Genomic DNA, 12,192 nt, shown 5'->3' on the forward strand with positions numbered 1-12,192 from the left:
CTTTAAAGGGTTGCTATCTATGTATAACAACCCTTTTTAATAATTTTTCACACAAAAAATTGTTTTTGTAATTTAGTAAATGCCTCTTCATCACAAGGTCGAGAAAAATAATACCCTTGCGCAAAATCACACCTCATCAATTTTAACAATTGATATTGTTCTTTGGTTTCTACTCCTTCAGCGACCACCTGAATACCTAATTTATGCGCCATAACAACAATGGCTTCACATAAGGCATAATCTTCAGAGTGAGCTTGCAGAGAACTAACAAAAGATTGATCAATTTTGAGGAAGTCGACATCATATTCTTTAATATAAGCTAATGAAGAATATCCCGTACCAAAGTCATCGATGGCAATAGCAACGCCTTTGTTAGAAAATAATTGAAATTTATTCCTGATCTCACGTGTTGCATTCATTAATAAGCTTTCTGTTATTTCAAGAATGATGGCATCTGCATGTTTAAACTCTTCAATGGTTTTAATCCATTCGTTGTTATTATTATGTGAACTCATAAACTGCAATGGTGAAATATTAATACTCATTTGAAAGCTTTCACCGAAATGTGAGGAAAATAACTTTATCTTTTCGCTCGCTTCTTTCACTACCCATGAGCCTATAGGGAAGATGAGTCCGGTTTCTTCAGCCAAACTAATAAACTGGTCAGGTGGCACTATGCCTTGTGTTGGATGAAACCAGCGGATCAATGCCTCTGCTTTTTTAATTTCCCCAGTTTGCATATCTATAATGGGTTGATAGAAGAGTTTGAATTCATTTCTTTCAACAGCACTACGTAAATCTGTTAATAAAGTCATCCGTTTTATTGCAGACTCTTGCATAATGCTTTGATAATAATTATAGCGATTTCTACCTGTTTTTTTGGCAGCAAACATTGCTTGATCTGCGGCTTTAATGAGGTCTTTAGCATCACTAAAATCTTCGGGATAAAGAGCAACACCAATGCTTGGTGATATGTAACACGTATTATCGCCAATGAGTATAGGTTCACAAATTTTGTCTATAATTCTTTGTGCTGTTTCATCAATAACATGAGTGCTTGCTATGTCATTCATAATTATTGTAAATTCATCTCCTCCTAAGCGTGCAACAACATCAGATTGTCTAATACAGTGCGATAATCGTTGAGCTACTTCTTTAAGTAACATATCTCCGACATGATGTCCTAAGGTGTCATTTACTTCTTTAAAATGGTCAAGATCAATAAATAATAAAGCGAGTTTTTGTTCATTGTACGTTTTTTTAATGATTTCGTTATCTAAGGTTTCAAGAAACATTTTACGATTAGGCAGGTTAGTTAAACTGTCAAAATTCGCTTGTTTCCAGATCAGCTTTTCTGCTTTTTCTCTATTAGAGATATCTCGAATAATAATAATTAATTCATCTGAATTATTTATTTTTACTATTCTCACTTCAAATGTGTCTATTAAATTTTTGTTATGGCGTGAGTATTTCCAAGGAGGTACTTCTTGTCCTTTTTTTATCTTATCAATGTTGGAATGGAAAGTTTGGAGCACATCTAACTCAAATAAATCATCAATCGACTTACCAATTAACACCTCTAAATTATCTGCCTCCGAACTTTTATAATCTAAGATCTGAGCCGTTTCACTTATCCTGATATAGGTATCGGGTAGTGCAGTAAAAATAGAAGCGAGCTCTTGGCTTTTAGCAATAGAAGCTTCTTCAGACTGTAATCGCTTGGCTGCCATTCTTTTGAATTTATTGCTTAATAGCATAATTTCATTTGCACTTGAGTGAGTTGTGAAATTTGCTATTTTACCCTCTTCTAAATCGTCAATAGCTTTTAGTAACTGATTTATATGGAAAAGTATGTCCTTACTTAAATATAAAATGGCTAATAGTGACAGTATAATCACGATAACAATATTGATAGCTAAACTCTGATAAAAAGCATGATCTGTTCTTTCTATAATCTCATTGATGGGGATACCTATGGTGAACTTTATAGGGTTTAGGTCACCCCTTTGATATAATCGAGTTTGAGAATAAACCCTATTAGTTGAAGAAAGTTGATCAACGTTTTTATTAATATTATAAATACTTATATTTTTACCTATATTGCCTGCTTTTTTAGGGTAACTAGCCACAATAATATCATTAGCATCTGAAATAAAAGCGACGCTATCTTTAGGTAAATTATAAAAGCTGAGTTGTTCGCTCCACCAATCTAAAGAAACGACCGTAACCAAAAGCGCTATTACCTTGTCAGTATCTTTTTCAAAAATAGGGTACGCAAAGTTAACGCTAACTTTGTCGGTTGCTCTATCGAGTTGAAATCGGCTAATTGAGAAGACTTTTTCTTGTATTGCTCTTTTTATGTAGTCTCTATCACTTACATTGATTTCTTTCGTCAGTGGCAAGGCATTACAAACTAAATCACCGTTAACCAGTGGAACACCAATGTTGATATAGGAAGGATTCAGCTCAACAATTGAAGCTAAATTTTTACTACAAAGAGAAGTATTAGGGGTTTGTAAGAAGTCTTCTTTAGATAATCTTTTGAGAAATAAGCGACTATTATTTAATACTTTACGTTGAACTTGCTCAACTTGATAACTTATATCCTGAGTTAGGGCTATACTTCTTTCTATCCCTGCGACTTTTTCTTTGTAAGAATGAGAATACATTAAACCTATACTAGGTACTGTAATAAAGAAGATTATTAACAAAAAACGAAACTTAATCGTGTGGGTTGCACGAGTTTTACTTTTTAAAACTACTTCGAGGTTAGACATAAGTACTCTGTTATTTATTATTGTTTTTATTAGGGACTATTAACCTTCTCATCATGTTTTTGTGGTTATTTGTTAAGTGGTATCTGCTCAAAATAACTCGCGATACTTTACTCTCGTGATTAACATTTTTATATCACAACAAAATTTAACCGCAAAAAATCAACAGACCCTAGTCCGCTTCAGCTTAATACCTCATTATTGTGTAATTAATTCGTGTGTTTTTGAGTTTTATTAATATTGAGGCTTTTATCAGTATAGGAGAGATATCAGAAATAGCAGGAAATTAAGTTGTTCAACCAAATGAACATATATTTTATGGCGTAGTATAGGTGTGCTAACTATCTAAAAGATAGATAAAATAGGGGAATTAACTAAAGGTTAACAACAGCCTTCTCTAATAATTATATATAAAATATATATTCAATTATTAGAGAAGTTATTAGGGGCTGTTGAGCTTTCGAGATTGTTTTTACAGCAACATGTTTAGTATTTAGACAAGGTAGAGTATGTGACGTGTAGTTGGCTACTCGAACAGACGATAACGCCCTGTCTATCCAAAGTTAAAAATTTCAAACTCATATTTCAAACACATGCTGCCCTTTGAGTTTACTTAAAACGAATTTACTCATTGCTGCCTACATGGAGTCCGTACTTGGGTTATGTTGGAACGTATAACCCGTGTTCGCTTTTTTAATACGACTGCATGGATGCAGAAGGTAGGGCGACTCAGGAGACAAAGCCGAGAATGACTATTAGACAAAGCTCACATCGCGATTAAATCCGTTTTAAATTGTATGAAATTTAACCCTGAAAGATCAACAGACCCTAGTGATAACTTGAAATTATAGGTAATCAATTATGCTTAATTGTTAAATTAAGCACTCTAACTACAAGGTTACTTCTCTGATTTAGCTTTTTTCTTCTCAGCAGATTGAAATAACGTTCCTAACTGATGATCATCATGTAATAAAAATGATTCAGCAGAACTCAAATCATAGCCATTACATAACAACATTTTTTTCCCTTTTTTCATTAGGAAGTCAGCAGCCTTTAACTTAGTTACAATACCACCTGTAGCGAATGGGTCATTCGGTGAAGAAATATCTAATAAAGCTTCTGGAGGGATTTCGTTCACAACTTTGAATATTTTAGCATCATTATGTTCATGTGGATTTTTATCATAATAGCCATCAATGTCACTTAATATCATGAGCAATTCAGCATGGGTGGCTACAGTAACATTTGCAGATAATTGATCGTTATCACCAAATAATTGCTCTGGTGTTGATGAAATATCATTTTCATTCACGATAGGTAAAATATCATTGTCTAAATGAGCATCAATAATTTCTTGAAACATTTTTGTTCTTTTACGTGAATCAAAATCATCTTCTGTTAACAATATTTGTGCCGTATCTATTTCGTAGATATCAAATTTTTTCTTGTACGATGTCATTAGGATCGGCTGACCAGCAGCGGCTAATGCTCGCTTTCCTATAAGTTTTCTTTTATCAAGTTTTAATGCTGAATAACCTGCAGCAACAGCGCCTGATGTGACTAATATAACTTTATATTTATCACGTAAATGCGCAATTAAGGTCACTAAATTCAACATTCTTTGTTTTGCTATTCGGTTCTTTTCAGTTAAAACCGCACTACCTACTTTAATCACAAGTCTTTTCATATTTATTTTATTACTTTCTTAAGTTAGTTAGATAAATAAGGAGATATAATTAATTCTTTAGTTCGATACTTTACGACTATTACTTGCTATAAACATAATAAACCAAGCAAAAACAAAGCTAAGTAAGCGTAAATATCAAATACTCCACCAAAAATTTTCTGAACAATCGCATCAATGTTACTTTCAAAGTTCACACGAGTGGATCCGATTTTCTTATATGCTGATTGTATAAAGCGAACCAAATGTAATGTAAAAGCTTAGCACATTTGTACTTTTATCTAGTTATAACAGCAATATAATACTCATAATCAGGATAATAATTTCTCGACTCACTGAAACAAGTTTTAATAAACTCGTTTGATATCGAAATAATGCTTGGTATGTATCACGTGTTAATACCGAAGATGAAATGAGTAACCGAGAATCACTGGTACCCATTATTGCAGCTAGCTATAGCAGCAAGTAAAAGCCTGTAATCAAAATAAGAATATTGGGCTTAAATAACAAACACTACTTTATTGATTGTTCTGGTTAATAGTAACACAATCAGATAATTAAAATAACCGGCACTTGCCCACTAGCTGATTATGACACCTTTAATCATTTAGAATGGGTAAACATAGCGTTAATTTTTATCTGATTTATTTCATCTGTTTAAGCTATAAGTTACTTAATTTATTGAAAATAAAAAAATCTCGAGCTTGATGTCATTTAAACTATTTATTATTTAACAGCAAAGTGTTACTTTATTTTTCATGCAAGGCAGCACAACATCTAATAATCGCTCTTTGGTAATATTTCAAAATAAAAGAGCTTCCCTCTCGTTGTTCTCTTAAAGCTTACCAAGCCTAATGCAAATAAAATTATACAGATGGATATCAATAAAAAAGTAATGATGCAGTATCAAGGATTAGATAATAAGTTTTTCATCAAGCTACCCGAAGGTGTAAGTATTAATCTTGTGCCTGCAGGTATTGTTGTTCGTTCATGTGCCTATCTTTACGATTTTTTCATTCGTGCGCTTGTTTTTGCATTAATTGCAGCCGCTTTATCTTTTTTAGGTGATGCCGGCCAAGGGCTTATTTTAATAGCCTATTTTGTTATAACTTGGGGTTACTATATTGCCTTTGAAGCTAAGTCTGGAACAACACCGGGTAAGAAAAAATTTAACCTGAAAGTTGTGCAAGACAATGGGCTACCTGCCACTTTAAGTAATATTATTATTCGAAATTTACTACGTCCTGCCGATGCGTTTCCTTTTGGTTATTGCTTAGGTATAGCTACCATGAGTTTTAGTAAAAGTTATAAACGTATTGGTGATTGGAGTGCTGGCACACTTGTTATTTATCAAGAGCAGAAAATAAAATCAGCATTGGCAGGCGATAATATCAGCCAAGAAGATGCGCCAAGTATTGAATTAGCCATTGATGAACAACAAGCTGTTGTAGAGTTTTTAGAACGAAGTAAAAAGTTATCTATTGCCCGCCAAGAAGAGCTTGCAAATATACTTAGTGAAGCCCTAAATGCCAAAGATGAAGCTGCTACTCATAAATTAAAAAGTATGGCTAACTTTTATTTAGGCCAGAAAATATGAAGCAAAACCAATTTGTTCAACAAAATGAAGCGCGCTGGCAGCAGTTTGAGCAATTATCTATCAATTTAAAAGACGATATGCCGGCAGAGTTTCCTATTTTATATCGCCAAGTCTGTAATGATTTAGCAACCGCAAGAACTCGTCACTACTCACCGTCTTTAATCGCAAAACTTAATGACTTTGTGTCTGTTGGACAAAGCATTTTATATCAAGGTGAAGGAATACAAATAAGTTCATTAATACGACTTTTTAAATATAACTTCTTTCGTGCGCTATTCGAGAACCGTTATTACCTTTGGATCTCATTTGGGGCATTTTATGGTTTGGCATTAGCTGCGTTTGCATGGGTAAAAATAGACCCTGATGCTGTTTATTATTTTCTTGACGTTGGCAGTATTAAAGATATTGAAAGTATGTACGATCCTGCAAGTTCTGTTCAGATGGATGAAAGAGAATCTGGGTCTACTGTTTTAATGTTTGGTGTGTATATCTACAACAATATAGGTATAGCTTTTCAAATGTTTGGTGGCGGCGCTTTATTTGGTATTGGTGCTATTTTACCCTTACTTTTTAATAGCTTTTATTTTGGTGCTATTTCAGCTCATATTGTGAATGTGGGCTATGAAAGTACCTTTTTCTCATTTGTTGTAACACATGGTTCTTTTGAGTTAACAGCTATTACTATTGCTGGTGCTGCAGGCGCGAAAATAGGTTTTAGTTTATTGATGCCCGGGCAATATTCCAGAGCTCACGCAATAAAAGCTGCAGGAAGTACTGTACTGCCTTTAATTGTTGGCGCTTTTATTATGCTGGTTATCGCAGCCGTTATTGAAGCTTTTTGGTCTCCATTGCACATTCCAAATACTTTTAAATATTGTGCAGGTGCTGTTTGTTGGTTTTACGTTTTGTTCATATTTTACCGAGGGACGCGATATGGACATAGCTAAACTATTTTTTAATGCTAGACAACGCAATGCTTGGCAAGTGTTCGATTTAACTCAATTAGTTGTTAAACATCACTTTGTTCAACTTATGCTCATTGTGGTTTGTTTATATTTACCGATCATCATATTACTTACATTGATTTTTAGCGCTTCAACAGCGTCATTGATTGTATGGTGGTTAAAACCTTTGCTTGAAAGACCCCTTTTAGACTTTTTATCTAAGCGTAGTTTTTATCAGCCAACCACTACATGGTCGTCGATTTTATCCATTAAAAAACTTAAAGTTATTGATATTATTTCGATGTTAACGATTCGTCGTTTTAGCCCTTATCGCGCCTATTTAGCGCCGATTGAACAACTTGAATTACTAGAAGGTAAAGAACGAAGTAAGCGTAAAAATACGTTGTTAAATAGAAATGATCATAAACAAACCTTTTGGCTGATCTTTTGTTTACATATCGAAGTGCTTGTCACTATGCTCTTTATGTTGGTTGTTTATAACTTTATTCCGCAAGGCATCTCAATTGATGATCAATTTTTTACCAGTGGCACCGCCTTTTACCAACTAGAACTACTTTATTCTTGCTGTCTTATGGTGGCTTTAATGTTGATCACACCGTTTTACGTAACGGGTGGTTTTTTAGGGTACTTAAATTCTCGTATTGATATGGAAGGCTGGGATTTAGAGCTTACTTTTAAAGGTATTGCTGCCCGTTTTCGTCATATTGCTGCAGCGTTAATTATTGGTATTTTTAGCTTTACCTTACCAGCACCGCCATTAGCTGCTCAGGAAGTTTCAGCAGAGCAAACTGCGATTGAAAAAATTGATGCATTAGAAGCTGAAAATACAGTAATAGAAGAAGTGTTAAATGAGCGTAATATCGCAATAAGAAAAGAAGTCGATGATATTTATGAACAACATCAATTAATTGAGATTGCTAGTGTTTGGGTGCCCGATAACGAGAACAAAAACAAAGACTTTAACTTAGATTGGTTAAAGAACTTTTTTATTGGCTTAGCAGCAATAAGTAATATTGCTGCTTATCTTATTTGGCTACTATTAGCTGCACTAATTGTTTGGATTATTTACAAGTTATATCAGGCTGGAGGTTTCAAATGGCTTAAATTTAGTGGCCAGAAGTCGAAGGCAATAGAGAAAGTTGTCGAAATCCCTACTTTTCTGAGCAGTATTGATCACTCCGAAGGCCCAAAAGATTTACTTAAAGCCGCACAAGTGGCTAATAGCGAACATGCTTATCGAACAGCTTTGATGTATCTACTTAAATACGCTTTTATTTATGCGCAAAATTTTTCGAGTGTATTAATCACAAAATCTATGTCAGAAAAGGAATGCGAAACTGCCCTTTTAAAAGCTTTGCCAACATTGTTACACAAACATTACCAACACCTTTTCCGTTTGTGGATTCAGCAAGCTTGGGCGCATAAAGACGTAACTCAACAACAAGTGGAAGAAGTGATCACTGCTTTTTATGCTATGAAGCCAGAGCAAGCAAATCATGAGTAAATCTAAAGGCTTTTTAATTGTTGGGTTAGCTATTCTTGTGCTTGGAATAGGCTATCTTATCAGTGTTATTGAATGGAACATGGTTGATGAAGAAATTGGTTTAACAAGAGAGGCTGAACAGGAACCACTACTTGCAGCAAGACTATTCCTAGAAAGTTACCAGAAAGATCTTACAACCATAACTTCATCAGAATCTTTTCTTAAAAATAAGACAATTACCTTATCTAAAGACTCCAGCTTACTTATCGATGAAGCGGCTTTAGTTGAATATGAAGGGTTGATACCAGCGCTAGTGACTTGGGTTAAGCAAGGTGGTCATTTAATTTATACCCTTTCTCCCAGACGAGAGCAGCTTAATCTAGAATACAATGACGTTATTGCCTTATCAGAAGTAAGTGTTTTAGATGCGGAAGAGGTGGCATTTAGAGAATCAGTTCTCGACACACCTATCTCTAATGGAGTAATTATCACTGATGAACACTCCTTCTCAATACATTTAGCACATCGCTTTACCTTTGAAAATTGCACAGGGCTCGATATCTCTAAGAAAGACAGTGAAGCAACACTTATCTGTGAAATGGGGGTTAATGAGGGTTACATTACTTTTGTGCCCAGTATTAATGCTATTTCAAATGATGGTTTAAGGCATTTAGATCATGGTGAGTATTTATTGTGGTTAATAGGCAAAAATAACAAACTTGTTTACTTACCGAGTACACAATCTACAAGTTGGGCTGTTTTGTTATGGCAGTGGAGCTGGCAGGTTGTATTACTCACTTTAATATTAAGTTTACTACTGATGTGGCAACTTAGTATGCGCTTAGGGGTTGCGATTGAGCCATCAAAACACTCAAAAAACTTATTTGCAAAACATATTGAAGCTGTTGGTAATTTCTTATTTAAATATCAACATCACGACGTGCTTAAAAATGCATTACTTATTGATCTTGCTAATGCTGTTGAAAAAAGACATCCAAAATACAAACAACTCAGCCTAAATGAACAAGCTAGCTTGATCAGTTCATTAACAGGGAAAAATACAAGTGACATTTATTTACTCTTATCTGAACCATTACCTGAAGATGAAAACAAAAGAGTAAAGTTTATTAAGTTATTTAGAGAACTAAGGAATTTATTGTGATTGAAGCAACGCAAGAACTAACTATCGAGGAAGCCTTTAATCAGGTAACTCAACTGAAAAGTAGCATCGCTAGTGTATTGATTGGGCAAGACACCATCATTGAAAATGTACTTACGGTATTGTTTTCAGGTGGACATATTTTACTAGAAGGTGTGCCAGGATTAGGTAAAACTTTATTGGTTAGAGCATTAGCACAAAGCTTGTCAGTAGATTTTTCGCGTGTTCAATTTACACCTGATTTGATGCCTTCAGATGTGCTGGGTCATAGCTTATATGACTTAAAAACCGGCGAGTTTATTATCAAAAAAGGTCCCGCACATACGAACTTATTATTAGCTGATGAAATTAACCGTGCGCCAGCGAAAACACAATCTGCTTTATTAGAAGTGATGCAAGAGCAGCAAATAACAATTGACGGTGAAAGCCAGTTATTAAGCTCTCCTTTTATGGTGTTAGCGACACAAAATCCGTTAGATCAAGAAGGTACTTATCCGCTCCCTGAAGCTGAGCTTGATCGCTTTATGATGAAGATAAATTTAGATTACCCATTAAAAGATGATGAAATCACATTATTAAAACTGAATACTGAACAAAGAAGCCATGAGTTAAATACCAATAAGTTACCGCAATTAATGAATGCTGACATTATTGAAAAGATTAAGGTACTAGCCACTAAAACAACTGTTGATGAGCAAATTTATCATTATGCCTTAGATATAGTGACTAAAACCCGAAACTGGCATGGGATCATCCATGGAGCGGGTGTTCGAGCAAGCATTAACTTGATCAAAGCCGCTAAGGTAACAGCACTGATGAATGGACGAGATTTTGTTGTACCTGACGACATTAAAGTTGTCGCCAAAAATGTATTAAGACATCGCTTAATATTATCAGCCGATGTTGAGCTTGAAGGTATTACTCAAGATCAAACCATTGATGATTTACTTAAATCGATTGAAGCACCTCGCGTATGAAGCGAATAGCATTCAAACCCTCTTATACGATCATCAAGGTGATTGGGGTTTTAATTGCGCTATTTATCACGGTTAAAGTTTTGGTTGGCGGTGATGAAAGCGCTAACTACGTTAACTTTATAGACGCGTGCGCCTTTTTTATCTTACTTGTTTCGATTGTCGATTTTAGTAAAAGTAGAAAGCCGCCTCAATTAACTATTACGCGTTCAGCAAGTAATAAACTGAGTTTTAATCGTTGGCATACTGTTGAGTATATTATTGAAAATAACAGTGATAACCAACAGCGGTTATCAGTAAGAGAACATATAGGTCAACAATTTCAACTGGCAGGCTTACCTAATATTATTGAAATTCCGGCTCATGAAAAAGCTTCCGTTCTCTTCAAATTAAAATCAGTAAAAAGAGGTGCTGCGACTGTTGGACCTATTGAGTTTTGTTTGGCATCACCTCTGCGATTATGGCAAAGCTATTGGCTGATTGATGACACTATTACGGTTAAAACCTATCCTGATTTTGAACGTTTAAAACAGCAAAGCTTAAATGGTGTACAAAATCAACCTATCAACGGCTTAAAGCAGATGAAAAAACGTGGCGGTGGTACTGAGTTCCATCAACTACGAGAGTTTCGTCAAGGCGACAGCATTCGACAAATAGATTGGCAAGCTACCAGTAAACGACAAAAACTGATCGCAAAAGAATACCAAGAAGAGCAAAACCAACATGTAGTTGTAATGCTTGATGCGGGTAATAAAATGAATATAGAAACCGCTATTGGTTCTCATTTTGACGCAGCATTAAATGCACTGCTTATGCTTAGCCATACGGTTTTAAAGCAAGGCGATTGGTTTAGTATGCAAAGCTTTAATCAAAAAGAACGTTGGTTACCTGCTGTTAAAGGCGCGCAAAATGTATCTCGAGTGATGAATCATTTTTACGATTTACATCCAGATGAAACAACCAGTGACTATCAACAAGCGGTTAGCCATTTACTTAAAAAACGTAGTAAACGAGCTTTGGTCTTAATGGTCACTACGTTAAATGATCAAAGTATTGAAGAGTTACTACCTGCATTAAAAAACCTTCAGCGCCATCACCTTGTCGCTTTAGTGAATATTGAGAATGTTGCTCTGACTGAAACTTTAGCGGCTGATATTGATACGTTAAGCGAAGCTCATCGGTATTGTGCAGCAGTAGACTTACAAAATACTTACCGTAAGAACTTAAGTCGTTTAAGAAAAGAAAATATTATTTGCGTAAATAGCCAACCCGAGCATTTACTGCCACAAGTGATTAATACCTATTTGAGTGTTAAGCATGCTGGACTGTTGTAACTGAGAGTTGATAATAAACTTAATGGAATTGGTATTACTTCCTAAATATAGAATAAGTTCTAATAAACAAAAAAAGAGCCATCAGGCTCTTTTTTATTAAGTTGAATAACCTAATTCTAATTATACCAATCGCAATAACCAATTGATCATTTATACTTGTTTAAATGACCAACTACATCGTTATTTATTTAATAATTAGAACAACTAGTTATTAAAATAAAT

At 34.7% G+C, this 12,192-nt stretch carries 9 protein-coding genes; 6 read left to right on the top strand and 3 right to left on the bottom strand.

What is annotated here, in order from left to right; all coding sequences use genetic code 11:
- Window positions 1-47: 47 nt before the first annotated feature.
- The 3 genes from Q5N69_RS03155 to Q5N69_RS18340 form a co-directional block, all read right to left on the bottom strand.
- A complete protein-coding gene (locus tag Q5N69_RS03155; protein ID WP_304367398.1) occupies window positions 48-2,777 on the bottom strand; it encodes an EAL domain-containing protein in 2,730 nt (909 codons plus the stop codon).
- 895 nt (window positions 2,778-3,672) lie between these two features.
- Window positions 3,673-4,461: a glutamate 5-kinase gene (gene proB / locus Q5N69_RS03160; RefSeq protein WP_304367399.1), complete on the bottom strand. Its 789-nt coding sequence runs from the start codon at window positions 4,459-4,461 to the stop codon at window positions 3,673-3,675.
- Between the two features lie 282 nt (window positions 4,462-4,743).
- On the bottom strand, window positions 4,744-4,899 hold the full coding sequence (locus Q5N69_RS18340; protein WP_369686660.1) for a hypothetical protein: 156 nt from the start codon (window positions 4,897-4,899) through the stop codon (window positions 4,744-4,746).
- A 433-nt stretch (window positions 4,900-5,332) separates the two neighbouring features.
- Between Q5N69_RS18340 and Q5N69_RS03165 the strand changes: the two genes are divergently transcribed.
- From Q5N69_RS03165 to Q5N69_RS03190, 6 genes are read left to right on the top strand one after another with little or no spacing between them, the layout of a single operon-like run.
- Window positions 5,333-6,055, top strand: a complete 723-nt coding sequence (locus Q5N69_RS03165) for an RDD family protein (protein WP_304367400.1) — start codon at window positions 5,333-5,335, stop codon at window positions 6,053-6,055.
- Window positions 6,052-7,002 carry a stage II sporulation protein M gene (locus Q5N69_RS03170; RefSeq protein WP_304367401.1) on the top strand — a complete coding sequence of 317 codons (951 nt, stop codon included), beginning with the start codon at window positions 6,052-6,054 and terminating at the stop codon, window positions 7,000-7,002. The genes Q5N69_RS03165 and Q5N69_RS03170 overlap by 4 nt, the downstream gene beginning before the upstream one ends.
- On the top strand, window positions 6,989-8,524 hold the full coding sequence (locus Q5N69_RS03175; protein ID WP_304367402.1) for a hypothetical protein: 1,536 nt from the start codon (window positions 6,989-6,991) through the stop codon (window positions 8,522-8,524). Before Q5N69_RS03170 ends, Q5N69_RS03175 begins: the two co-directional genes overlap by 14 nt.
- Complete coding sequence (locus tag Q5N69_RS03180; RefSeq protein WP_304367403.1) at window positions 8,517-9,665, top strand: hypothetical protein; 1,149 nt, start codon at window positions 8,517-8,519, stop codon at window positions 9,663-9,665. Before Q5N69_RS03175 ends, Q5N69_RS03180 begins: the two co-directional genes overlap by 8 nt.
- Window positions 9,662-10,639 (top strand): MoxR family ATPase, encoded by a 978-nt coding sequence (locus Q5N69_RS03185; protein WP_304367404.1) that lies wholly within the window; start codon window positions 9,662-9,664, stop codon window positions 10,637-10,639. Before Q5N69_RS03180 ends, Q5N69_RS03185 begins: the two co-directional genes overlap by 4 nt.
- Window positions 10,636-11,970: a DUF58 domain-containing protein gene (locus Q5N69_RS03190; RefSeq protein WP_304367405.1), complete on the top strand. Its 1,335-nt coding sequence runs from the start codon at window positions 10,636-10,638 to the stop codon at window positions 11,968-11,970. The genes Q5N69_RS03185 and Q5N69_RS03190 overlap by 4 nt, the downstream gene beginning before the upstream one ends.
- The last annotated feature ends 222 nt before the right edge of the window (window positions 11,971-12,192 follow it).

The organism is Pseudocolwellia sp. AS88 (assembly GCF_030551755.1).
GTDB lineage: Bacteria > Pseudomonadota > Gammaproteobacteria > Enterobacterales > Alteromonadaceae > Pseudocolwellia.

Excerpts from the sequence above, each read along its gene's own strand:
- Q5N69_RS03155 (WP_304367398.1), bottom strand. The coding sequence starts at position 2,777 with ATGTCTAACCTCGAAGTAGTTTTAAAAAGTAAAACTCGTGCAACCCAC.
- proB (WP_304367399.1), bottom strand. The coding sequence starts at position 4,461 with ATGAAAAGACTTGTGATTAAAGTAGGTAGTGCGGTTTTAACTGAAAAG.
- Q5N69_RS18340 (WP_369686660.1), bottom strand. The coding sequence starts at position 4,899 with ATGGGTACCAGTGATTCTCGGTTACTCATTTCATCTTCGGTATTAACA.
- Q5N69_RS03165 (WP_304367400.1), top strand. The coding sequence starts at position 5,333 with ATGGATATCAATAAAAAAGTAATGATGCAGTATCAAGGATTAGATAAT.
- Q5N69_RS03170 (WP_304367401.1), top strand. The coding sequence starts at position 6,052 with ATGAAGCAAAACCAATTTGTTCAACAAAATGAAGCGCGCTGGCAGCAG.
- Q5N69_RS03175 (WP_304367402.1), top strand. The coding sequence starts at position 6,989 with ATGGACATAGCTAAACTATTTTTTAATGCTAGACAACGCAATGCTTGG.
- Q5N69_RS03180 (WP_304367403.1), top strand. The coding sequence starts at position 8,517 with ATGAGTAAATCTAAAGGCTTTTTAATTGTTGGGTTAGCTATTCTTGTG.
- Q5N69_RS03190 (WP_304367405.1), top strand. The coding sequence starts at position 10,636 with ATGAAGCGAATAGCATTCAAACCCTCTTATACGATCATCAAGGTGATT.